A 22067-nucleotide genomic window follows, 5' to 3' on the forward strand; every position below is an offset into this window, starting at 1 on the left:
ACCGCCGGGGACCGCCGCCCTGCGTCACGCGGCGGCCGGGCGGCGGAGGCGACGCGTGGCGAGGACGGCCGACGCGGCCAGGAGGAGCCAGGCCGACGTCAGGGCGATCAGCCAGGGCCAGCCCGCGTGGCCGTACACGACGGCGCCCGTCGTGCCGCCCGCGCCGCTGCCCAGGTAGTAGCAGAGCGTGTAGACGCCGGCGGCGCGCCCGCGCGCGTGCGGGGGCGCCTCGGCGGTGACCCAGGTGTTCGCGATGGCGTGGGCGGCGAAGAAACCGCCGGTCAGCACGGCGAAGCCGAGGGCGATCACGACCAGGGACGAGTGGGCGGTCAGCGCCGATCCCGCGACCGTCACGGCCAGCGCCGTCACCAGCGCGGGTGTGCGGCCCAGCCGGGACGCCAGCCGGCCCGCGGCGGCCGAGGACATCGTGCCCATCGCGTACGACAGGAACACCAGCGACGCGGCGGCCGGGCTGAGCGACAGCGGCGGGGCGGAGAGCCGGAAGCCCGCCGCGTTGTAGACGGCCACGAACGCCCCCATCCCCAGCGCGCCCACCGCCACCGGCACCCCCAGCACCACCCACGTACGCCCCGGCACCCGCCCGGGAGGAGCGGCGGCGAGGGCGGGACGGGCGGCGGGCAGGGTGGCGGGCAGGGCGGCGGGCAGGGTGGCGGCGGCGAAGAGCGCGCACACCAGCGCCACGGCCGCGACGGCGAACTGGGACCCCTGCCAGCCCAGCGGCCCGGCCGCGAACCCGGCGCCGAGCCGGCCCAGCATGCCGCCCACCGAGTTGCCCGCGATCATCGCCCCCACGGCCCCGGCGAGCCGTCCCGCGCCGAGCTGGTCGGCCAGGTACGCCGCCGCGACCCCGGCGAACCCGGCGATCGCCGCCCCCTGAGCCGCCCGCAGCACCAGCAGCACGGGGAACGACGGCGCCAGCGGCAGCAGCAGGCCGAGCAGCGCGGACACCAGCACCGACCACAGGATCACCCGGCGCCGCCCGACCTTCCCCGCCAGCCAGGCCAGCGGCAGCACCGCGACCGCGAGCGACCCGGTGGCCACCCCGATCGCCAGCGACGCGCTGCCGGGATCCAGCCCGTACGCCGCCGCGAGCTGCGGCAGCACCGGCTGCGGCGAGTAGAGCAGGGCGAAGGAGGACAGGCCGGCCGCGGCGACGGCCGTACTGACCCGACGGGTGTTCACGGAGGGGGAAGCTTCAAGGACCGCCACGCTCTGCACGCTAGGCAACCTCGATAGATACGTCTAATACGGATATAGGCGATAATTCATACCGTGACGCATGAATCGGATGACCGGCTGGCCGCCCGCCTCGCCCCGACGCTCGCGCTGCTCGCCGCCGTCGGCGAGACCGGCCACGTGACCAGGGCCGCCGAGCTCCTCGGCATCCCGCAGCCCACCGCCAGCCGCCGCCTGGCCGCGCTCGCCGACCTGGTCGGAGCCCCGCTCGTGCTCCCGGCGGGCCGCGGCATCCGCCTCACCCGCGCGGGCCGCACCCTGGCCGCCGCCTCCAGCCGCGCGCTGACCGCCGTGACCGCCGCCGCCCGCGAGGTGCGCGAGGAGATCGACCCCGGCACCGGCCGCATCGTGCTCGGCTTCCTGCACCTGCTCGGCCGCACCCTCGTGCCCTCGCTCATCGGCGCCTTCCGCGAGCGCAACCCCGGCGTGCGCTTCAGCCTGGCGCAGGGCTCCCGCCAGGACATGCTGCGGGCGCTCCGCGACGGCGAGATCGACCTGGTGTTCGTCGCGCCCATGCCGCTGGACGACCCCGACCTCGTCACCCGTCCCATCGCCGACCAGGAGCTGGTGCTGTCGGTGCCGCCCGCGCACCGCCTGGCCGCGCGCAGGCGGGTGCGGGCCGCCGAGCTGGCGGGGGAGGAGCTGGTGACGCTCGAACCCGGCTACGGGCTGCGCCAGATCACCGACGACCTGTGCGCGGCGGCCGGGTTCGAGCCGCGGATCGCCTTCGAGGGGCAGGAGTCGGAGACCGTACGCGGGCTCGTCGCGGCCGGGCTCGGCGTCGCCGTGCTGCCCCGCTCCGAGCAGCCGCCCGCGGGCGGCGTCACCGAGATCACGCTGTCGCCCGCGCTGTTCAGGACGATCGGCATGAGCTGGCGGGCCGGCGACCGCCTCACCCCGGCCGCCCGCGCCTTCCGCGACCACGCCCTGACCGCCCTGCCACCCCACACGCCCGGCTTCCGCCCACCCCACCCATGAACCGCGCCCCACACACGACCCGCCTCCCTATGAACCTGCGCCAGACTGAGACGCATGGGACGGCAGGACGGGGACGCGGGAGTGCCGGGTTCGCTGGCGCGGGTGCTCGCGCAGGTGCGGGACGAGCGGGCCGCGCAGGACGAACGGTTCGGGATGCAGGTGCTGCCCGACGGCACCGGCGGCCACGACGCGGTCGCGGCGGCCGACGAGGCGCGCGAGGAGACCGACTCGGCGGCGCGAGAAGGCGCGCTGACGTGGCGGCACATCCTGGCCGAGGAGGTGATGGAGGCGTTCGCCGAGCACGACCCGCAGCGGCTGCGCGGCGAGTTGATCCAGGTGGCGGCGGTCGCGGTGAAGTGGGTGCAGGCGCTCGACCGGCGCGACGTTCTACAGAACCTTGACGGAGGGCGCTCAGATTGTTGAACTTGGGGCATGACAGGACAGCCCCAGGTGTCCTTCGACACCGGCCCAGGCCGCTACCGTCACCTCCGCCTCGAGATCGACGCGCCGCTGGCCCGGATCGTGCTGGCGGTCGAGGAGGCCGGCGGGCTCGTCCCCGGGTATGACCTCAAGCTCAACTCCTACGACCTCGGCGTGGACATCGAGCTGTACGACGCCGTCCAGCGCCTGCGCTTCGAGCACCCCGAGGTGCGCGCGGTCGTCCTCACGGGCGGCCTCGACCGGGTGTTCTGCGCGGGCGCCAACATCCGCATGCTCGCCCAGTCCTCCCATGCCTGGAAGGTGAACTTCTGCAAGTTCACCAACGAGACGCGCAACGCCATCGAGGACGCCACCCTCCACTCAGGACAGACCTACCTGGCGGCCGTCAACGGCACGGCGGCCGGCGGCGGATACGAGCTGGCCCTGGCCTGCGACCGGATCATCCTGGTCGACGACGGGTCGACGGCGGTGTCCCTGCCGGAGGTGCCGCTGCTCGGCGTGCTGCCCGGCACCGGAGGGCTGACCCGGCTGACCGACAAGCGGGGCGTGCGCAAGGACCTGGCCGACGTGTTCGCCACCCGCAGCGAGGGCGTGCGCGGGGCGACGGCGGTGGCGTGGGGGCTGGTGGACGAGGTGGCGCCGCCCAGCAGGTTCGAGGAGACCGTACGCCGCCGCGCCCTGGAGGCCGCCGCCCGATCCGCCCGCCCGGCCGACGCCGCCCCGGTGCCGCTGCCGCCGCTCGACCCCGACGGGTACGCGTACGGGACGGTCACGGCGGAGCCGGAAGGGGACCGGGTGACGATCACCGTACGCGGCCCTGAGGAAGGCGACGACGGCTGGCTGCTGCGCATGACCCGCGAGCTGGACGACCTGATCCTGCGCCTGCGTACCCATGAGCCCGCCCGGGGCACCTGGGTGATCAGGACGGAAGGCGACATCGACGCGGTGCTCGCCGCCGAACCGGCGGGCGACGCATGGCCGTACGGCGAGATCAGGCACTACCTCAAGCGCACGCTCAAGCGCCTCGACGTCACCAGCCGCAGCCTGATCGCGCTCATCGAGCCGGGCAGCTGCTTCGCGGGCCCGCTGCTGGAGCTGGCGCTGGCCTGCGACCGGCAGTACATGCTCGACGACCCCGACGAGCCCCCCGCCGTGCGGCTCTCGCCCGCCAACTTCGGCGCCTACCCCATGGCCAACGGCCTGTCCAGGCTGGCCTCCCGCTTCCTCGCCGACCCCGCCAAGGTGGCCCGGCTGGAGAAGGAGGCGGGCCGCCGCATCGGCCCCGCCGAGGCGCTGGAGCTGGGGCTCGTCACGTTCGCGCCGGACGACCTCGACTGGGACGACGAGGTACGCCTGGCGCTGGAGGAGCGCGCCGCGCTCAGCCCCGACGCGCTGACCGGCATGGAGGCCAGCCACCGCTTCGCGGGCCCCGAGACCATGGAGACCAAGATCTTCGGCAGGCTGGCCGCCTGGCAGAACTGGATCTTCACCCGCCCGAACGCCTCCGGCCCCGAAGGCGCCCTGCGCCGCTACGGCACCGGACGCCGCCCCGTCTACGACCGCGAACGAACCTGAAGCCGGGAGAGCGACATGCCGATCGACTACTCCGAGCGCATCCCCAACAACGTCGACCTGGCCGGCGACCGCAGGCTGCGCCGCGCCCTGGAGTCCTGGCAGCCGCGCTTCCTGCAGTGGTGGTCGGAGATGGGCCCGGCCCTGCCCACCCAGGACGTCTACCTGCGCACCGCCGTCGCCGTCGGCCGGGCCGGCTGGGCGCACTTCGACCACGTCGCGCTGCCCGACTACCGCTGGGGCATCTTCCTGGCCGAGCGCGACACCGACCGCCGCATCGCCTTCGGCCAGGACAAGGGACGGCCGGTCTGGCAGCAGGTGCCCGGCGAGTACCGCGCGGAGTTGCAGCGCCTCATCGTCATCCAGGGCGACACCGAGCCGGCCAGCGTCGAGCAGCAGCGCAGGCTCGGCCTGACCGCGCCCTCCCTGTACGACCTGCGCAACCTCTTCCAGGTGAACGTGGAGGAGGGCCGCCACCTGTGGGCCATGGTCTACCTGCTGCACGCCTACTTCGGACGGGCGGGCCGCGACGAGGCCGAGGCGCTGCTGCTGCGCAACTCCGGCAGCGAGGACTCCCCGCGCATCCTCGGCGCCTTCAACGAGGAGACGCCCGACTGGCTGTCGTTCTTCATGTTCACCTACTTCACCGACCGTGATGGCAAGTACCAGCTCGGCACGCTCAAGGAGTCGGCGTTCGACCCGCTCAGCAGGACCTGCGAGTTCATGCTGAAGGAGGAGGCCCACCACATGTTCGTCGGCACGACGGGCGTGGACCGGGTGGTGGAGCGCACGGCGCAGCTCATGCGCGAGCACGACACCGACGACGTGGCGGCGTACGGCGGCATCCCGCTCGACGTGATCCAGAAGTACGTCAACTTCCACTACAGCGTCAGCCTCGACCTGTTCGGCGGCGAGACCTCGACGAACGTGGCCAACTACTTCACCGCCGGGCTCAAGGGCCGCTGGCAGGAGGAGCGGCGCCAGGACGACCACCTGCTCACCGACGCGTACGCGACGGTGCCCCGGGTGTCCGGCGGCCGGGTGGTGGAGGAGCGGCTGCCCGCGCTGACGGCGCTCAACGCGGACCTGCGCGGCGAGTACGTCGCCGACTGCGTGACCGGCCTCAACCGCTGGAACCGCATCCTCACAGGACACGGCCTGGACCCCGTGCTCCACCTGCCGCACGTCGGCTTCAACCGCCAGGTGGGCGTGTTCGCCGGGCACCACCTCGCGCCGGACGGCCGGGTGATGGACGAGGCGGAGTGGGCCGCGCACCGCGACCGGTGGCTGCCCACACCGGCCGACAAGGAGCACGTACGCTCGTTGATGAGGCCCGTCTACGAGCCCGGCAGGATCGCCGCCTGGCTGGCGCCGCCACGCTCGGGCATCAACGGCAGGCCGCTCGACTACGAGTACGTGCACCTCTGACCGCTGCCGTACTACACGACATTGACGGAGCCGCGTTCCTGTGTAGAAGATTCAGTCACGATCGCCAGCCTGCGGATGGGGACGCCCATGACGGCCGAGTCGTTCAACGCCAGCGTCTATCTCACCGAGCGCCAGGTCGCGGCGGGCCGGGGCGGCCACGTCGCCGTCACCGGCCCGGCGGGCACCCTCACCTACGCCGAGCTGACCGCCCAGGTCGCCGGCCTCGCCACCGGGCTGCGCCGTCTCGGTGTCAGGCCGGAGGAGCGGGTGCTGCTCGTCATGTCCGACCGGCCGGAGACCGTGGTCACGATCCTCGCCGTCATGCGGATGGGCGCGGTCGCGGTGCCGGTGTCCACCATGTACCACGCCGCCGAGCTGGGCGAGCTCATCCGTGACGCGCGGGCCAGGGTGGTCGTGGCGACCCCCGAGTACGAGCCCGTCGCCAGGGCGGCGCTGGCCACCGCGCCCGAGGCCGAGACGCTGATCACGACCGGGCCCGGCGGGTCGTGGGCCGAGCTGCCGGCGTCGGGGCGGCCGGCCGGGCCCGCGTACGACACCTGGTGCGACTCGCCCGCCCTGTGGCTCTACACCTCCGGCACCACCGGCGCGCCCAAGGCCGCCATGCACCGGCACGGGGCGATCAGGGACGTCTACGAGACCTACGGCCGCCAGGTGCTCGGCATCCGCGCCGACGACCGGTGCCTGTCGGTGGCGCGGCTGTTCTTCGCGTACGGGATCGGCAACTCCATGTTCTTCCCGCTCGCCGCGGGCGCCACCGCGATACTCGACCCGGCCCGCCCCACCCCGGCAGGGGTGCTCGAACGGGTGCGGGCGGAGCGGCCGACGCTGTTCTTCGCCGGCCCCACGTTCTACTCCGCGCTGCTCGCCACCCCCGGCGACGCCGGCGCGTTCGGCTCGGTCCGGCTCGGCGTCTCGGCCGGCGAGGCGCTGCCCGCCGAGATCCACCGCCGCTTCCTGGCCCGCTACGGCGTGGAGATCATCGACGGGCTCGGCTCCACCGAGGCGCTGCACATCTTCATCTCCAACCGGCCCGGCCAGGTGCGTCCAGGCACCTCGGGCACGGTCGTGCCCGGCTACGAGGTGAGGCTCCTCGACGAGCACGGCGCCCCGGTCGCCGACGGCGAGCCCGGCCACCTGTACGTGCGCGGCGACTCGATCGCCACCGGCTACTGGTGCCGCACGGCGACCACCCGGCAGGTGTTCCAGGGCGAGTGGCTGCGCACCGGCGACACCTACGTCCGCGAGCCCGACGGCGCCTACCGCTGCCTGGGCCGCTCCAACGACATGATCAAGGCGGCCGGCATCTGGGTCGCGCCGATGGAGGTCGAGGCCAGGCTGCTGCAGCACGAGGCCGTGGGGGAGTGCGCGGTGGTGGCGTACGTGGACGGCGAGGGGCTGGAGAAGCCGGTCGCCTGCGTGGTGCCCGCCCCGGGGCGCACGGTGGACGCCGCCGAGCTGGTCGCGTTCTGCCGGGACGGGCTGGCCTCGTTCAAACGGCCGCGCGAGGTGCTGGTCATGGAGGAGCTGCCCAAGACGGCGACCGGCAAGATCCAGCGGGGCGTGGTGCGCCGGCTGGCCGCCGACCTGCTGGGCAAGCGCTAGCCTTTCGGCGACCAGACGGTGACGGCGAACGGCCGCGGCGGGATCTCGTACACCTCGTCGCTGATCCTGGCCAGCGTGCCGTGCGCGTCCAGATAGCCGTGCAGCCTGGCCGCCTCCGGCCACGGATGCACGGCCACCAGCACCCCGTCAGCCGTCAGCAGGTCGCTGAGCTGCGCGGAGGCGCGGCGCAGCCGTTCGTGACGGCCCAGGTAGTAGAGGGTCTCCGAGCAGAACACCAGGTCGTGGCGGGGCTCGCAGCGGTGGGTGAGGAAGTCGGCGTGGACGAAGCGCACCCGCCCGTTCTCCGGCACGCGGGCCCTGGCGCGGGCCAGGGCCCGCTCGGAGACGTCCACCCCGGTGATCTCCGCGTCGGGGTAGGCCGCGGCCAGCGCGCCGGTGAACACCCCCTCGGCGCAGCCGATCTCGATGATGCGCCGGTACGGCCGGGGCGGGAGCTGCTTGAGCGTCACCTGGTACTTCTGCTGCTCGTAGCCGTCGGTCGCCAGCTTCCACGGGTCGGGGGCCCGGTGCCGCCAGTCGAAGTAGCGGCGCAGGAGCAGGCCCTGTCCCTTGGGCGAGAGCAGGGACAGGGTGCGGAAGAACGTACGGTGCAGGCGGTCGGGCAGACTCGGCATGCGGCCTCTCTCGGTCGGGGACCCCCATCGTCGGTCCCGGGACTTGAGGTGAAGTCGTCGCCGGATGGAGATTCCCGTCAACCGCGCGGCCGACGCCTGCCCGCGGCCCCTACCCCATGGAGTCGCGCAGCTCCCGCTTGAGCACCTTGCCCGAGGCGTTCTTCGGCAGCGCGTCCACGAACACCACCCGCTTCGGCGTCTTGAACGGCGCCAGCCGCCCCCGCAGGAACGCGATCAGCTCGTCGGCGGTGAGCCCCGCGCCCTGCCGCAGCACCACCGCCGCCGTCACCGCCTCGATCCACTTGTCGTCCCGCACCCCGAACACCGCCGCCTCGGCCACCGCCGGATGCTGGTAGATCGCCTCCTCGACCTCGCGGCTCGCGACGTTCTCGCCGCCCGACTTGATCATGTCCTTCTTCCTGTCGACCACCGACAGGTAGCCGTCGGCGTCCATGACGCCCAGGTCGCCGCTGTGGAACCAGCCGCCGCGGAACGCCTCGGCGGTCTTGTCCGGGTCGTTCCAGTAACCGAGCATCGCGTGCGGGCTGCGGTGCACGATCTCGCCCACCGTGCCGGGCGGCACCGGCTGGTCGAGGTCGTCGACGATCCTCGTCTCTACGTTCAGCGCAGGCCGACCGGCCGAGCCGAGCCGGGTCAGCTGCTCCTCCGGGCCGAGGATGGTCGCCACCGGCGCCATCTCCGTCTGACCGTAGAAGTTGAACAGCCGCACGTCCGGCAGCCGGGCGGCGATCTCCTTCAGCACCTCGACCGGCATGATCGAGGCGCCGTAGTAGCCCTTGCGCAGCGACGACAGGTCACGGCGGTCGAAGTCGGGGTGGCGCAGCAGCGAGATCCACACCGTGGGCGGGCAGAACAGCTTCGTCGCGCGCTCGCCCTCGATCGTCGCGAGGATCACCGCCGGGCTCGGGCCGGGCAGCACGATGTTGGTGGCGCCCAGGTAGACGCCGGGCGTCAGGAAGCAGTGCAGCTGCGCGCAGTGGTAGAGGGGCAGGGCGTGCACCTCGACGTCGTCGTGGCTCATCTCGCCGTCGACCATGCAGGTGACGTACTGGGAGATGAGGCTCCTGCTCGACAGCATGGCGCCCTTGGGGCGGGACTCGGTGCCGCTGGTGTACATGAGCTGGATCGGGTCGTCGTCGGCGATCTCCACCTCGGGCTCCGACGAGTCGTCGTGCGCCGACCACGCGCTGAACGGCTCCCACCCGTCCTGCCCGTCGCCGATCACCCCGCGCACGGCGACCCGCTCGGTCACCGCCGCCTGGGCGACCGGCAGCAGCGCCTCCTCGGCCAGCATCCCGGTCGCCCCGGAATGCTCAAGGATGTACGCCACCTCCTCGGCCCCCAGCATGAAGTTGACCGGCACGGAGATCGCCCCCAGCCGCGCCAGCGCGAAGTACGTCACCACGAACGCGTGGTTGTTGTGGCTGAACACGGCGAACCTGTCGCCCTTGCCCACCCCGCGCGCGGCCAGCGCGTTGGCCGTCCTGTTCACCACGAGGTCGAGGTCGGCGTAACTCTGGCGCAGATCGCCGAACACGATCGCGGTCTTCGCGGGGTGGCGGGCGGCCGAGCGCCGCAGGAGGTCACCGATGGTGTGCTGCCGGGTCATACGGGGGGCACCCTTCAGTCGCGCAGAACGATGTTCGGGAGATCCTAACCCCTGAACAGCGCCGCGAGCCGCCGGTAGGAGTCGAGTCGCCGGCCGAGATCGTAGGTGTTCATCGTCACCAGCACCTCGTCCGCGCCGCTCGCCGCCACCAGCGAGTCCAGCGCCACCGCGACCTCACGCTCGGTGCCGTGGATCTGCCCCTTCAGCGTCTGCTCCAGGTACGCCCGCTCCCGCTCGCCCAGCTCCATGGCCGCGACCTCCTCGGCCGGGATCAGCGGCGGGAACGCCCCGCTGGTGCGCGAGCGCGCCGTCGCCCACGCCTCGGGCAGCTGCAGCAGCTCCGCCTCCGCCGTGCTCGCGGCGACCGCCACGTTCGCCGCCACCATCACGTACGGCCGATCCGCCCACGCCGAAGGACGGAACCCGGCGCGGTAGCGGGCGACCGCGTCCAGCATGCGCGAGCCCGCCCCGATCACCATGGGCAGCCCGTGCTCGGCCGCGATCTCCGCGCCCGCCCCCATGGCCAGCACGAACACCTGCGGCCGCAGCCCCTCCGCGGGCAGCGCGTGCACGCCCGGATAGGCGGACTGCCCGCCGGTGAAGAAACCCAGCAGTTCGGCGAGCTGCTCGCCGAACCGGTCGGCGTCGTCCTTGCCGTGCCCCAGCGCCTTGCGGATGCCGCCGGTGAACCCCACGGACCGCCCCAGCCCCATGTCGATCCGGCCGGGATGCAGCGACTCCAGCACGCCGAACTGCTCGGCCACGACCAGCGGCCGGTGGTTGGGCAGCATCACGCCGCCGGTGCCCACCCGGATCCGCGACGTCGCCGCGGCCACCGCCGCCGCCAGCACGGTCGGCGCCGAGCCCGCGACGCCGGGCACGCTGTGGTGCTCCGACACCCAGAACCGGTGGTAGCCGAGCTCCTCGGCCTGCCCGGCGAAGCGCACGGTCGCGCGCAGCGCCTCGGCCGGGGTCGAGCCCCTGCGGACGAGCGAACGGTCGAGGATCGAGTACGCGGTCATGTACGGGTGCAACGCCCCGGGGCGGCGGATCAATCCACCGGGTCGCCCGCGATGCCCTCATAGCAGGCGAGCAGCCGTTCCTCCAGCGCCGCGTCCCCGCGCAGCTTCGTGCCGTCCACCTCGCCGACCGGCATCACCCCCCACGAGTTGCAGAGGAACACCAGGTCGAACCCCGCCAGGTCGGGGACCCGCAGCGGCCGGCGCTCCTGCGGCACGTCCATGCGCTCCAGCAGCCGCATGGTGACGCCGTGCAGCATCGGCGCGTCGGGCCACACCAGCCGGCCGCCGGCGAAGCCGCCCAGGTTCGTGATCGCGCCCTCGCTGATCAGGCCGTCCTGCGTGGTCAGCAGGGCCTCGTCGAAGCCGGCGCGGTTCGCCGTACGCAGGATGTGCGGTTGCTGGAAGCCCGACGCCTGCTTGATGTGCGCCAGGTAGCGCTGGTAGACGACCGGCGTGACGCGCAGCGGGCCGGGCAGCGGCGGATGCGGCGCGGCCGCCGTCGCGATGACCCGCGGCCGGCCCGCCACCTCCACGTGGTACACCCGTACGCTCGCGTCGCGCTCGTCGCCCAGCGCCGCCCTGATCGAATCCAGCACCACCGCCCGGTCAGGCACGGCGCCGAACAGCTCGGCGCCGGCCCGCTCCAGCCGCTCGACGTGCAGCTCGAGACCGCGCACCCGGCGAGCGGCGACCTGCATGGCGGTGAAGTGGCCGTAGCGGGCCTCCATCCCCAGCAGCGCCTCCTCGCCGAGCCGCTCGCCGTCCATCGCGATCCGTCCTGCCATCGGCCGCCCCTCTCCCTCGATCACGGTACGGCGCCCCAGGCTAGGCCCTCACCGCCGGTAGAGCGCCACCGCCCAGTCCACCGGCCGGTTGGTGCTCGCTCCCCACAGTCCCGTCCGCACCTTGACCTCGACCCGTTGCCCCTTCCGCACCGTGAACGCGGCGGCCCCGCCCGTCCGCGTGCCGCACCCGACCGAGGTGCGCGACTCGACGCCGTCGATCCAGTACTTGAACCACAGGCGGTCGCGCAGATCGCCCGAGCAGTTCTGCTGCAGGGTGTAGCGGCCGGGGGCGACCACCGTGGCCTCGTAGGACCCGTCGCCCGGCCACGTGCCGGTGGACAGGGCGACCTGCTTGGCGCCGTCCACCCGGGCAGGCAGGGTGGCCGGCGCCGGGATGACGGGGCGGGCGGGCGGCGTCCACTCGTAGACGGCCACCCGCCAGTGAGCCGCGCCGGGCCGCTCCGGCGTGCATGGCCCGTCCGCCGTCCTGAGCACGCACGTGGCGCCCGTCGTGTCGAACGTGACCGCGACCTGACCGGTCCCGGCGGGCACCTCCAGAGGACGCAACCGCATCCCCAAGCCCGCGCACGCGAACGCCGGCGGCCCCGCCCGCCGTCCGTCCACGAACACCTCAGGCCCGGCGACGGCACGCCCGCCACCAGCGCCGGTCGCGGGCTCGCCGCCCGCCGGGTCACCGCCGTCGCACAGGACCGCCGCCTCCAGCGGACGGCCGGTGCGCGGCACCGTGAGCGTCGTCTTCGCCCCTCGCGCATCGACCGTGCCGGCCGCGAGCCGACGGTACGCGGTGCCGTCGGACGAGGTGTGCCACGCGGGCAGCTCCACCTCCGGCGTGCGACTGACCGTGCCGGTCAGGGGGCCCGGCCGGGGCGTCTCCCTGATCACGCCGGTGATCGCGGCCGTCGCCAGCACCGTCGCCACCGCCGCGGCCCCCGCGAGCGCCGCCGTGGCCGTGGTCCGCCGCCGCCTGACCCGCCGCACCCGGTCCCTGACCTGCTCGTGCCGGTACGGGTTCGCCGGCGCCGGACCCTCCGCCCGCTCCCGCAGGACGTCACGCAGCTCTTCCACGCTCATCGGTGTGACTCCCTCACGATCGACTCGTCCACGCGCAGCTTGGCCAGCGCCTTGGCGGTCTGGCTCTTGACCGTGCCCTCCTGGCAGCCCAGCAGCGTGGCCACCTCGCTCACCGGCAGGTCCTCGTAGAAGCGCAGCACGATCACCGCGCGCTGCCTGGCGGGCAGGCGGCCCACCGCCCGCCACACCTCCTCGCGCCCGGGATGCCCCTCGTCGTGCACTGGACGGTCCGGCAGGTCGTCGCTGGGCAGCTCCCTGCGCCAGCGGCGCCGCCACCAGGACGTGTACGTGGTCACCAGCACCCGGCGCACGTACGCCTCAGGCTCCTCGATGCCCGGCCACGCGAACCACGCCTTGGCCAGCGACTCCTGCAGCAGGTCCTCCGCTACGCCCCAGTCCCTGGTCAGCAGGTACGCGGTGCGTAACAGCCGATCCGCCCGCGACACCACGAAGTCATCGAACATCGCCCTGTCCGCCACGTCGCGCCTTCCGCCGTCCTTGCCGGTCGCCGGTACTGACGCATCGTCCGCCCCGCCGGGTTGCCTGCCGGCTAGGGGGTTTCCGCGCGCTGCACGGTGAAGGGGGCCAGCTCGCCCAGCCCGCGTACCGACAGCCGGTTCACCTCGCGCAGCCGGAAGGCGCGGTCGCCCTCCAGCTCCTCGGCGAGCTGCGGGTCGGCCAGGATGCTGCCGGGCAGGGACAATGCGGTCAGCCGGCTGGCCAGGTTGACGGTGGTGCCGAACACGTCGCCCATGCGCCAGATGACCGGCCCCGAGGCCAGCCCCACCCGCAGCTCGGGCATGTCACGGCCGCGCGCGTGCGTCTCCACCAGCCGCAGCGCGATCTCGGCCGCCACGTGCGCCTTGTCGGTGATGAACAGCACGGAGTCGCCCAGCGTCTTGACCACCCGCCCGCCGGACGAGGTCACGATGTCGGCCGAGCGCCCCTCGAACCTGTCGATCAGCCTGGCCAGCTCGGCGGCGGTGATCTGCCTGCTCAGCCGGGTGAAGGCGACCAGGTCGGCGAAGCCGACGGCCAGGCGTACGGCGCTCATGTCCTGATCGGCCAGGCGCCCTGCGGCGGCGGCGAGCTGGCGCTGCCAGGCGTAGACGAGCAGCTTGGCGAGGTCGGGCACCACCCGCTCGGCCCGCCGCCGCCAGGCCCGCGGCCGCTCGGCCAGCGGCACCCCGGCCTGGTCGAGCACCTCGGCGCCCAGCTCGGCCTGCGACTCGGCCAGCCGCGCCGTGGCCTGGCCCAGCGCGCGGGCCGTCAGCAGCACGTGCTCCTCGTCGTAGATGCCGGAGGTGACCATGCCGAGCAGGGTCTTGAGCGCCTCGACGTCGGAGTCGGTGAACTCGACCGCGTCGTCGGGCACGTTGGGGAAGCCGAGGGCACGCCAGAAGCGCCGCGCACGATAGACCGGCACGCCCGCCATCTCGGCGACCTGACGACTGGTGTATCGGCGCGGCTCGCGCAGAAAAGCATCTGCAACCCCGTCCCGGTCCACGCGCGCCACCTGGGCAAGATAACACCCTGTGGGCCAGATCACTCCAGCAGCGCCCGCAAGGCGCTTGTCTCGCTTTCCGCCACATAAGGCGCGTAGTAGTCGTACATCGCTTTTCTCGACAATTGGGCGGCCAGCGGGCCGTCGCCCGCCCTGATCGCGGCGATGACCTCCTCGTGGTGCCGGATGCTGCGCCGCATCAGGGCCTGCCGGTCGTCGGCGGCGTCGATGCGGGCCGCGATCTGCCGCAGCACGATCTGCCGCACCACGTCGGTGCAGATCTGGATGAGCTTGTTGCCGCTCGCCGCGACCACCGCGTCGTGGAAGGCCACGTCGGCCCGGCCGAACGCCTCGGTGTCCACTACACCCCACCCGGTGCCCGGCCCGCTGCCCGACTCGCTGTCCGTCCCGGTGCCGGCCGCGGCGCGCATCGCCGCCACCGCCTCGGCCATGCCGGCGAGCTGCTCGTCGGTGCGCAGCCGCGCGGCCAGCAGGATCGCGGCGGAGTCGAGCACCATCCTGAACTGCACCAGCTCGCCCAGCGACAGCTCCTCGACCCGGGCCAGCGTGGTCATCGACTTGTGCAGCGCGGCGGGCGAGAACGGCAGCACCTCCGCGCCGTTGGGGTCGCCGGGCCGCGAGCGCACCAGGCCGCGGGCCTGCAGCACGCGCAGCGCCTCGCGCACGGTGGAGCGGCCGACCGACAGCTGCACCATCAGCTCACGCTCACTCGGCAGCCGCTGGCCGGGCGTCAGTGCGCCGCTCTCGATGGCCTCTTCGATCTGCTCGACGACCCGCTCGTAGGCGCGCACCGCGCGTACGGGCTCGAAGCGCGCACCACCCATGCAAGCCCCCTTGACCCGAGCCGTCGCCGACTGGCAATGTGCGTAGCCTACTGGTCAGACCAGTGCACTAGCCAGGAGGCTGTAAGACATGAGGCGAATCGGGATCTGGCTCGCCGCGGGCGGCCTCCTGCTGGCCACCGCCGCGTGCGGTGGCGGCGGCAGTGGTGACACAGGCGGGGGAGGCGGCGGCTCCAAGGCCCAGTCGTTGTCGGTCGGGTTCGTGGCCGAACCGGCCAACCTCGACTTCACCTCGACCGAGGGCGCCGCGATCCCGCAGGCACTGCTCGTCAACGTCTACGAGGGCCTGGTCAAGCTCGACCAGAACGGCGAGATCGTCCCGCTGCTGGCCGAGAAGTGGGACGTCTCCGACGACCGCAAGACCTACACCTTCACCCTGCGCAAAGACGTGAAGTTCTCCAGCGGCGCGCCGTTCACGGCCGACGACGTGGTGTTCTCGCTCGACCGCGTCAGGAGCGACTGGAAGCTCAAGATCAAGTCGCAGCTCGACGTGATCGACGACGTGGAGAAGAAGGACGGCACCACCGCCGTCGTCACGCTCAAGCGGCCGAGCAACGGCTTCCTCTACGCCATGGCCACCAGGCTCGGCGCCATGTTCAGCCGCACCGGCGTCGCCGACCTGGCCAACAAGCCCGTCGGCACCGGCCCGTACGTGCTGGGCGCCTGGCGGCGCGGCGACTCCATCAGGCTCGACGCCAACCCCTCCTACTGGGGCACCAAGCCGCCGGTCTCGTCGGTCACGCTGAAGTACTTCAAGGACGCCACGGCGATGAACAACGCGCTGCTGACCGGCGGCATCGACGTCATCTCCAGCGTGCAGGCGCCCGAGTCGCTCCAGCAGTTCGCCGACCCCAACCGGTTCGAGACGGTCGAGGGCACCACCAACGGCGAGGTGGTGCTGTCGATGAACAACGGCCGGCCGCCGTTCGACGACAAGAAGGTCAGGCAGGCCGTCCGGCACGCCATCGACCACAAGGCGCTGCTCGACACCGCCTGGGCCGGGCGCGGGCAGCTCATCGGCTCGATGGTGCCGCCCACCGACCCCTGGTACGAGGACCGCACCGGCGACTACCCGTACGACCCGGCCAAGGCCAAGCAGTTGCTGGGCGGCAAGACGTACGACGTCAAGATGCGCATCCCCAACCTGCCGTACGCGGTGAGCAGCGCGCAGGTCGTCAAGTCGCAGCTCGCGCAGGTCGGCATCACGGCCGACATCGAGCCGCTGGAGTTCCCCGCGCGCTGGCTGGACCAGGTCTTCACCAAGGGCGACTACGACCTGTCGATCATCAACCACGTCGAACCCCGCGACATGGGTATTTTCGCCGACAAGTCGTACTACTTCCGCTACGACAACCCCGAGTTCGGCAAGCTGCTCGCCTCCGCCGACGAGGGCACCGAGCAGCAGCAGACCGACGACCTCAAGCAGGCCGCCAAGCTGCTGTCCGACGATGCCGCGGCCGACTTCCTCTTCCTCTTCCCGAACCTGATCGTGGCGAAGAAGGGCGTCACAGGGCTGCCGAAGAACGGTATCTCCGAATCCTTCGACTTCACCGCGCTCTCCCGGCAACCGTGACGCTCTACCTGCTCAAACGCCTGGCGGTGCTGGTGGCCAGCACCGCCGTGGCCGCCGTCGTGGTGTTCGCGTTCATGGCGCTGCTGCCCGGCGACCCCGCCGAGATCGCGCTGGGCGTCAACGCCACCCCCGAGGCGGTCGCCGAGCTGCGCCGCCAGTACGGCACCGACCGCCCGCCCCTCGCGCAGTTCTTCGACTGGGCCGGCGGCCTGCTCCAGGGCGACTTCGGCACCTCCTACGTGACCAGCTCGCCCATCGGCCCGCAGATCTCCGACCGGCTCGGCGTCACCGCCGTGCTCGTGCTCGGCGGCATGCTGGTGGCGCTGGTGCTGGCGGTGCCCGCGGGCACGTTCGCCGCCGTGCACCACCGCAACCCGCTCGGCGCCGCGCTCAGCGCGCTCAGCCAGCTCGGCATCGCCGTCCCCGCGTTCCTCGCGGGCATCCTGCTGGTGTTCGTGTTCGCGGTGCGGGCGCAGGCGCTGCCGTCCGGCGGCTACGTGCCGATCGCCGAGAACCCGGGGGAGTGGCTGCGCAGCCTGCTGCTGCCGTGGTTGTCGCTCGGCCTCGTCCAGGGCGCCGTGCTCACCCGCTACGTGCGCAGCGCCGTCCTCGACGTCATGCGCGAGGACTACCTGCGCACCGCCAGGGCCAAGGGCCGCGGCGCCACCGGCGCGTTGTGGCGGCACGGCCTGCGCAACGCCTCCATCCCCGTCGTCACCGTGCTCGGCCTGCAACTGGCCACGCTGCTCATCGGCGCGGTCGTCGTCGAACGCGTCTTCGTCATCCCCGGGCTCGGCGACCTGCTGCTCAACGGCGTCGCAGGGCGCGACCTGCTGCTCGTCCAAGGCGTGGTGATGGTGCTGGTGGCCGCCGTACTGCTGATCAACTTCGTGGTGGACGTCGCCTACCACCTGCTCGACCCGAGGCTGCGATGAGCGGCCGCCTGAACGCCGGGCTGCTGGTCGGCGGCACGCTCGTCGGGCTCGTCACGCTCGCCGCGCTGGTGTCGTTCGTCTGGACCCCGCACGACCCGACCCTCGTCGACGCCGCCGGCAAGCTGCGCGAGCCGGGCGGCGGCTACCTGCTCGGCGCCGACAAGTTCGGCCGCGACACCTTCAGCCAGCTCATGGTGGGCGCCCGCACCACCCTCTACGTCGGCATCGTCGCGGTCGGCATCGCCGCCGTCCTCGGCACCCCGCTCGGCGTGATCGCCGGGATGACGCCGCGCGGCTGGCTGTCGGAGCTGATCATGCGGGTCAACGACCTCGTCTTCGCCTTCCCCGCGCTGCTGCTGGCCGTCATGCTGGGCGCCGTCTACGGGCCGGGCACGCTGACCGCGATGATCGCGATCGGGGTGGCGACCGTCCCGGCGTTCGCCCGGGTGGCCCGCGCCGCCACGCTCCAGGTCATGGTGACCGACTACGTGCTGGCCGCCAGGGCCGCGGGACGCCGCAGGCCCGCGATCGCCGTCCGCCACGTGCTGCCCAACATCGGCTCCATGCTCATCGTGCAGGCGTCGGTGTCGTTCGCGATCGCGATCCTCGCCGAGGCGGCGCTGTCGTTCCTCGGCTTCGGCACCCGGCCGCCCACCCCGTCCTGGGGGCGCATGCTGCAGGAGTCGCAGGAGCTGCTGTTCTCCACCCCGCGCCTGGCGCTGTGGCCCGGCCTCGCCATCGCGGTCGCCGTGCTCGGCTTCAACCTGCTCGGCGACGGCCTGCGCGACTTCCTCGACCCCAAGCTCAGGAGGATCAGTGCTGAGCGTTGAGGGGCTCACCGTCTCCGCCGGCGACGTCGAGCTCGTCCGCGACGTGTCGTTCGGCATCGCGCCGGGCGAGCGGGTCGGGCTGATCGGCGAGTCGGGGTCGGGCAAGTCGCTGACCGCGCTGTCGCTCATGGGCCTGCTGCCCGAGGGCGTCACCGCCGCGGGCACGGCGAGGCTCGGCGAGCACGACCTGGTGGGCGTGCCGGAGAGCCGGCTCAAGCGGCTGCGCGGGTGCGAGCTGTCCATGGTCTTCCAGGAGCCGATGACCGCGCTCAACCCGCTCATGCGGATCGGCGCCCAGGTCGCCGAGGTCATGACGCTGCACGGCCGCTCCCGCGACGAGGCCCGCGCGCGGGCGCTCGACCTGCTCGGCCGGGTACGCCTGCCCGAGTCCGCCCAGATCGCCCGCGCGTTCCCGCACCAGCTCTCCGGCGGCCAGCGCCAGCGCGTCATGCTCGCCATCGCCCTGGCCAACGACCCCGGGCTGCTCATCTGCGACGAGCCCACCACCGCGCTCGACGTCACCGTGCAGAAGCAGATGCTGGAGCTGATCGCCGAGGTCGCGCCGGCCCTGCTGTTCATCACCCACGACCTCGCCGTCGTCGCCTCGGTCTGCGACCGCGTCATCGTCATGTACGGCGGCCGCGTCGTCGAGTCGGGCCCGCTGCGCGAGGTCTTCGCCCGCCCCCGCCACCGCTACACGCAGGGCCTGCTGGCCGCCTCCAAGCTCACCCCGCGCGGCACCCGCCTGCCCACCATCGCGGGCAGCGTTCCCGCCGCCGGGCGCTTCCCGGCCGGCTGCGTGTTCAGGAACCGCTGCCCGCACGCCACCGCCACCTGCGAGACGGTGCCCGAGCTCACGGACGACGGCCACGCGTACGCGTGCTGGCACCCCGCGGACGATTGACGGAGAACGACATGTCAGGCAGCCCGCTCATCGAGGTCACCGGCCTCAGCCGCGTCTACCGCCGCCCCCGCACCTCGCTCACCAAGCCGGGCGCCGAGGTGCGCGCCCTGCGCGACGTCTCCCTGACCGTGCACCGCGGCGAGCGCTTCGGCATCGTCGGCGAGTCGGGCTCGGGCAAGTCCACCCTGCTCAGGCTGCTGTGCGGGCTCGACAGGCCCACCGCGGGCAGCATCCGCTTCGACGGCCAGGAGATCACCGGCCTGCCCGAGCGGCGGCTGCGCTTCCTGCGCGAGAACCTGCAGATCGTCTTCCAGGACCCGCTCAGCTCGCTCGACCCGCGCATGCGCGTCCGCGACCTCGTCGCCGAGCCGCTCGTCGCGCTCGGCCAGCCCGCCGGCGACCGCGTGAGCGAGCTGCTCGAGGCCGTCGGGCTGAGCGCCGACGCCGCCGAGCGCTACCCGCACCAGTTCTCCGGCGGGCAGCGGCAGCGCATCGCGATCGCCCGCGCGCTCGCGCCACGGCCCGCGGTGCTCGTCGCCGACGAGCCGGTCAGCGCGCTGGACGTGTCCGTGCGCGGGCAGATACTCAACCTGCTCGCCGACCTCGCCGACGAGCTGGGGCTCACGCTCGTGTTCGTCTCCCACGACCTGTCCGTGGTGCGGCACGTGTGCGAGAGCGTGGCCGTGATGAGCCGGGGCGAGATCGTCGAGACCGGGCCCGTGGCCGACGTCTGGGCCGCGCCCGCCCACCCGTACACGCGGGCGCTGCTGGAGGCCGTACCGACGCTGGAGGGATGGACATGATCGAGGTCGACGCCGACGGAGTGGTGGCGTTCACGCAGGCGCTGGTGCGCGTCCCCAGCACCAACGACCCGGCGAAGGGCCGCTCGGAGCAGCCCGCCGCCGACCTGGTCGCGGCCAAGATGCGCGAGTGGGGCTGGGACCCCGTCGTGTACGAGGCCGCGCCCGGCCGCCCCAACGTGGTCGCCGTCGTCGAGGGCGGCGGCGGTCCTGGGCCGACGCTGATGTTCGAGGGACACACCGACGTCGTCACCGAGGGCGACCTGTCGGCGTGGACCGTCGACCCGTTCGGCGGCGAGATCCGCGACGGGAAGCTGTGGGGCCGGGGCAGCGCCGACATGAAGTCCGGCCTGGCCGCCACCCTCTACGCCACCCGCGCGCTCCAGCTCGCGGGACCGTTCCCTGGCCGGATCAAGGTGTGCGCGCTGGCCGACGAGGAGGGCCTGATGATCGGCGCGCACCACTTCGTCTCCGAGGGTCTCGCCGCCGACGTGGACGGCGCCATCGTCGCCGAGCCCGAGGCGGGCGAGATCTGCGCCGTCGCCAAGGGCGCGCTGCGGCTGCGCGTGGACCTCACCGGCAAGATGGCGCACGGCGCGATGCCGCAGCACGGCCGCAACCCCATCCAGGCCGCCGGGCCGCTGCTCGTCGGGCTGCGCGCGCTCCAGGACGAGCTGCAGGCCGCGCACCCCGCCCACGAGCACCTCGGCGCGGTGTACGTCACCCCGACCGTGCTCCAGGCCGGCTCCCAGGAGCAGGTCAACGTCATCCCCGCGGTCGCCTCGGTCTTCGTGGACGTGCGGACGATCCCCGGCGTCGAGCACAAGGACGTCGCCGACCGGGTCGCCGCGCTCGCCGCCGCCGACGGCATCACCGCCGAGGTGAGCGTGCTGGTGGACCGGCCGCCGGTGGACGTGCCCGTGACCGACCCGGTGGTCGCCGCGCTGGCCGCCGCCCACCGTACGGTGACGGGCGAGGAGCCCGTCTACGGCGGCGTGCCAGGCACCACCGACGGCACCGTGCTCACCCACTGGGGCGGCGTCCCCTCCGTCGTGTACGGCCCGGGCGGCAAGTGGATCGCCCACCAGGCCGACGAGTACGTCGAGCTCGACGACATCGTGCGCGGCACCCGCGTCTTCGCCGAGGCCGCCAGGCGCTTCCTCACCGGGGACCACTGATGCGGCCAGGACCCGCCAACGGCCTGCCGGACGTGGCCGGGCTGCGGGTCGGGCACGCCACGCGGACCGACGACGGCCACCGCACCGGCACCACCGTCGTCCTGTGCCCGGGCGAGGGGGCCGTGGCGGGGGTGGACGTGCGCGGGGCCGCGCCGGGCACGCGTGAGACCGAGCTGCTCGATCCGCGTAACCTGGTCGAGCGGGTGCACGCCGTGGTGCTGACGGGCGGCAGCGCGTACGGGCTGGCGGCGGCCTGCGGGGTGGTGGACCGGCTGGCCGACGCCGGGGTGGGCTACCCGGTGGCGGGCGGCGTGGTGCCGATCGTGCCCGCGGCGGTCATCTTCGACCTCGGCAGGGGCGGCGCCTTCCGTGCCACCCCCGGTGCCTCCTTCGGCGCCGCCGCGTACGACGCCGCCCTGGACGGGACCGTTCCCGGCCAGGGAAGCGTGGGCGCGGGCACCGGGGCCGTGGCGGGCGGGCTGGCCGGCGGGGCCGGCATGGCGAGCGCCGTCCTGGACGACGGCACGACCGTGGCCGCGCTCGGCGTGGTCAACGCCGCCGGATCCGTACTCGACCCGCTCGACGGCACGCTCGCCGGCGCCAGGTACGGCCTGCCCGGCGAGTTCGCCCACCTCAGAGCGCCAGATCCGGGCGAGGTGGCGGCGTGGGCTCCCGAGCGGGCGCCGTCGTTCAACACGACGATCGGCGTCGTCGCCACCGACCGCACGCTCACCAAGGCCCAGTGCGGCAAGCTCGCCGGGGTCGCCCACGACGGGCTGGCCAGGGCGATCAGGCCGGCCCACACCATGACCGACGGCGACACCGTCTTCGGCCTGGCCACCTGCGCCGCCCCCGCGCCCGGCCACGACGCCTTCCAGGACATCCTCGCGGCGGCCGCCGACGCGTTCAGCCGCGCGGTGGCCCACGCCGTCCTGTCGGCCACCGGCCGCGACGGCGCCCCCGCCTACCTCGACGTCTTCCCGAGCGCCCATGTCTGACGAGATCCCGAAGCCTGAG

General features: G+C 73.3%; 21 protein-coding genes. 12 read left to right on the forward strand and 9 right to left on the reverse strand.

Features of this window, described 5'->3' with window-relative positions:
* Window positions 1–24 precede the first annotated feature (24 nt).
* Complete coding sequence (locus tag AB0K28_RS31025; protein ID WP_364377053.1) at window positions 25–1203, reverse strand: MFS transporter; 1179 nt, start codon at window positions 1201–1203, stop codon at window positions 25–27.
* Between the two features lie 90 nt (window positions 1204–1293).
* Between AB0K28_RS31025 and AB0K28_RS31030 the strand changes: the two genes are divergently transcribed.
* From AB0K28_RS31030 to AB0K28_RS31050, 5 genes are all read left to right on the forward strand, one after another.
* A complete protein-coding gene (locus AB0K28_RS31030; protein WP_345402885.1) occupies window positions 1294–2235 on the forward strand; it encodes a LysR substrate-binding domain-containing protein in 942 nt (313 codons plus the stop codon).
* Window positions 2236–2289: 54 nt separating this feature from the next.
* Entirely contained in the window at window positions 2290–2658 is a 369-nt protein-coding gene (locus AB0K28_RS31035) for a hypothetical protein (RefSeq protein ID WP_364377055.1), read from the forward strand.
* Window positions 2659–2667: 9 nt separating this feature from the next.
* Window positions 2668–4251, forward strand: coding sequence for a 2,3-epoxybenzoyl-CoA dihydrolase (gene boxC / locus AB0K28_RS31040; protein WP_364377057.1), 1584 nt, complete (start codon window positions 2668–2670; stop codon window positions 4249–4251).
* 15 nt (window positions 4252–4266) lie between these two features.
* Window positions 4267–5676, forward strand: coding sequence for a benzoyl-CoA 2,3-epoxidase subunit BoxB (boxB, locus tag AB0K28_RS31045; protein ID WP_345402895.1), 1410 nt, complete (start codon window positions 4267–4269; stop codon window positions 5674–5676).
* An 87-nt stretch (window positions 5677–5763) separates the two neighbouring features.
* Window positions 5764–7299 carry a benzoate-CoA ligase family protein gene (locus AB0K28_RS31050; protein WP_364377059.1) on the forward strand — a complete coding sequence of 512 codons (1536 nt, stop codon included), beginning with the start codon at window positions 5764–5766 and terminating at the stop codon, window positions 7297–7299.
* Here the strand turns inward: AB0K28_RS31050 and AB0K28_RS31055 are convergent.
* The 8 genes from AB0K28_RS31055 to AB0K28_RS31090 form a co-directional block, all read right to left on the reverse strand.
* A complete protein-coding gene (locus AB0K28_RS31055; protein ID WP_364377061.1) occupies window positions 7296–7934 on the reverse strand; it encodes an SAM-dependent methyltransferase in 639 nt (212 codons plus the stop codon). The genes AB0K28_RS31050 and AB0K28_RS31055 overlap by 4 nt on opposite strands.
* Window positions 7935–8043: 109 nt before the next feature.
* On the reverse strand, window positions 8044–9564 hold the full coding sequence (locus AB0K28_RS31060; protein WP_364377063.1) for an acyl-CoA synthetase: 1521 nt from the start codon (window positions 9562–9564) through the stop codon (window positions 8044–8046).
* Between the two features lie 44 nt (window positions 9565–9608).
* A complete protein-coding gene (locus AB0K28_RS31065; RefSeq protein ID WP_364377065.1) occupies window positions 9609–10586 on the reverse strand; it encodes an MsnO8 family LLM class oxidoreductase in 978 nt (325 codons plus the stop codon).
* 29 nt (window positions 10587–10615) lie between these two features.
* Window positions 10616–11371 (reverse strand): aminotransferase class IV, encoded by a 756-nt coding sequence (locus AB0K28_RS31070; RefSeq protein WP_345402918.1) that lies wholly within the window; start codon window positions 11369–11371, stop codon window positions 10616–10618.
* 48 nt (window positions 11372–11419) lie between these two features.
* On the reverse strand, window positions 11420–12463 hold the full coding sequence (locus AB0K28_RS31075; protein ID WP_364377067.1) for a hypothetical protein: 1044 nt from the start codon (window positions 12461–12463) through the stop codon (window positions 11420–11422).
* Entirely contained in the window at window positions 12460–12927 is a 468-nt protein-coding gene (locus tag AB0K28_RS31080) for a SigE family RNA polymerase sigma factor (RefSeq protein ID WP_345402924.1), read from the reverse strand. Before AB0K28_RS31080 ends, AB0K28_RS31075 begins: the two co-directional genes overlap by 4 nt.
* 86 nt (window positions 12928–13013) lie before the next feature.
* Entirely contained in the window at window positions 13014–13979 is a 966-nt protein-coding gene (locus AB0K28_RS31085; RefSeq protein WP_364377069.1) for an adenylate/guanylate cyclase domain-containing protein, read from the reverse strand.
* A 29-nt stretch (window positions 13980–14008) separates the two neighbouring features.
* Window positions 14009–14812 carry a GntR family transcriptional regulator gene (locus AB0K28_RS31090; protein ID WP_364377071.1) on the reverse strand — a complete coding sequence of 268 codons (804 nt, stop codon included), beginning with the start codon at window positions 14810–14812 and terminating at the stop codon, window positions 14009–14011.
* Between the two features lie 88 nt (window positions 14813–14900).
* On the opposite strand from AB0K28_RS31090, the gene AB0K28_RS31095 reads away from it, so the two are divergent.
* The 7 genes from AB0K28_RS31095 to AB0K28_RS31125 are packed head-to-tail and all read left to right on the forward strand — an operon-like array spanning window position 14901 to window position 22048.
* Window positions 14901–16403, forward strand: a complete 1503-nt coding sequence (locus AB0K28_RS31095; protein WP_345402930.1) for an ABC transporter substrate-binding protein — start codon at window positions 14901–14903, stop codon at window positions 16401–16403.
* On the forward strand, window positions 16400–17338 hold the full coding sequence (locus AB0K28_RS31100) for an ABC transporter permease (protein ID WP_345402933.1): 939 nt from the start codon (window positions 16400–16402) through the stop codon (window positions 17336–17338). The genes AB0K28_RS31095 and AB0K28_RS31100 overlap by 4 nt, the downstream gene beginning before the upstream one ends.
* Window positions 17335–18168, forward strand: a complete 834-nt coding sequence (locus AB0K28_RS31105) for an ABC transporter permease (RefSeq protein WP_364377074.1) — start codon at window positions 17335–17337, stop codon at window positions 18166–18168. The genes AB0K28_RS31100 and AB0K28_RS31105 overlap by 4 nt, the downstream gene beginning before the upstream one ends.
* Window positions 18155–19072: an ABC transporter ATP-binding protein gene (locus AB0K28_RS31110; protein WP_364377076.1), complete on the forward strand. Its 918-nt coding sequence runs from the start codon at window positions 18155–18157 to the stop codon at window positions 19070–19072. The genes AB0K28_RS31105 and AB0K28_RS31110 overlap by 14 nt, the downstream gene beginning before the upstream one ends.
* Window positions 19073–19083: 11 nt before the next feature.
* A complete protein-coding gene (locus AB0K28_RS31115; RefSeq protein WP_364377078.1) occupies window positions 19084–19875 on the forward strand; it encodes an ATP-binding cassette domain-containing protein in 792 nt (263 codons plus the stop codon).
* The gene (locus tag AB0K28_RS31120) at window positions 19866–21050 is read left to right on the forward strand and encodes a M20 family metallopeptidase (RefSeq protein ID WP_364377080.1); all 1185 of its coding nucleotides are present in this window, start codon (window positions 19866–19868) and stop codon (window positions 21048–21050) included. Before AB0K28_RS31115 ends, AB0K28_RS31120 begins: the two co-directional genes overlap by 10 nt.
* Window positions 21050–22048 (forward strand): P1 family peptidase, encoded by a 999-nt coding sequence (locus tag AB0K28_RS31125; RefSeq protein WP_364377082.1) that lies wholly within the window; start codon window positions 21050–21052, stop codon window positions 22046–22048. The genes AB0K28_RS31120 and AB0K28_RS31125 overlap by 1 nt, the downstream gene beginning before the upstream one ends.
* Window positions 22049–22067 lie beyond the last annotated feature (19 nt).

Source organism: Nonomuraea sp. NPDC049504, assembly GCF_040676845.1.
Taxonomy (GTDB): domain Bacteria; phylum Actinomycetota; class Actinomycetes; order Streptosporangiales; family Streptosporangiaceae; genus Nonomuraea; species Nonomuraea salmonea.

Excerpts from the sequence above, each read along its gene's own strand:
- AB0K28_RS31035 (WP_364377055.1), top strand. The coding sequence starts at position 2,290 with ATGGGACGGCAGGACGGGGACGCGGGAGTGCCGGGTTCGCTGGCGCGG.
- boxC (WP_364377057.1), top strand. The coding sequence starts at position 2,668 with ATGACAGGACAGCCCCAGGTGTCCTTCGACACCGGCCCAGGCCGCTAC.
- boxB (WP_345402895.1), top strand. The coding sequence starts at position 4,267 with ATGCCGATCGACTACTCCGAGCGCATCCCCAACAACGTCGACCTGGCC.
- AB0K28_RS31050 (WP_364377059.1), top strand. The coding sequence starts at position 5,764 with ATGACGGCCGAGTCGTTCAACGCCAGCGTCTATCTCACCGAGCGCCAG.
- AB0K28_RS31055 (WP_364377061.1), bottom strand. The coding sequence starts at position 7,934 with ATGCCGAGTCTGCCCGACCGCCTGCACCGTACGTTCTTCCGCACCCTG.
- AB0K28_RS31060 (WP_364377063.1), bottom strand. The coding sequence starts at position 9,564 with ATGACCCGGCAGCACACCATCGGTGACCTCCTGCGGCGCTCGGCCGCC.
- AB0K28_RS31065 (WP_364377065.1), bottom strand. The coding sequence starts at position 10,586 with ATGACCGCGTACTCGATCCTCGACCGTTCGCTCGTCCGCAGGGGCTCG.
- AB0K28_RS31070 (WP_345402918.1), bottom strand. The coding sequence starts at position 11,371 with ATGGCAGGACGGATCGCGATGGACGGCGAGCGGCTCGGCGAGGAGGCG.
- AB0K28_RS31075 (WP_364377067.1), bottom strand. The coding sequence starts at position 12,463 with ATGAGCGTGGAAGAGCTGCGTGACGTCCTGCGGGAGCGGGCGGAGGGT.
- AB0K28_RS31080 (WP_345402924.1), bottom strand. The coding sequence starts at position 12,927 with ATGTTCGATGACTTCGTGGTGTCGCGGGCGGATCGGCTGTTACGCACC.
- AB0K28_RS31090 (WP_364377071.1), bottom strand. The coding sequence starts at position 14,812 with ATGGGTGGTGCGCGCTTCGAGCCCGTACGCGCGGTGCGCGCCTACGAG.
- AB0K28_RS31095 (WP_345402930.1), top strand. The coding sequence starts at position 14,901 with ATGAGGCGAATCGGGATCTGGCTCGCCGCGGGCGGCCTCCTGCTGGCC.
- AB0K28_RS31105 (WP_364377074.1), top strand. The coding sequence starts at position 17,335 with ATGAGCGGCCGCCTGAACGCCGGGCTGCTGGTCGGCGGCACGCTCGTC.
- AB0K28_RS31115 (WP_364377078.1), top strand. The coding sequence starts at position 19,084 with ATGTCAGGCAGCCCGCTCATCGAGGTCACCGGCCTCAGCCGCGTCTAC.
- AB0K28_RS31120 (WP_364377080.1), top strand. The coding sequence starts at position 19,866 with ATGGACATGATCGAGGTCGACGCCGACGGAGTGGTGGCGTTCACGCAG.
- AB0K28_RS31125 (WP_364377082.1), top strand. The coding sequence starts at position 21,050 with ATGCGGCCAGGACCCGCCAACGGCCTGCCGGACGTGGCCGGGCTGCGG.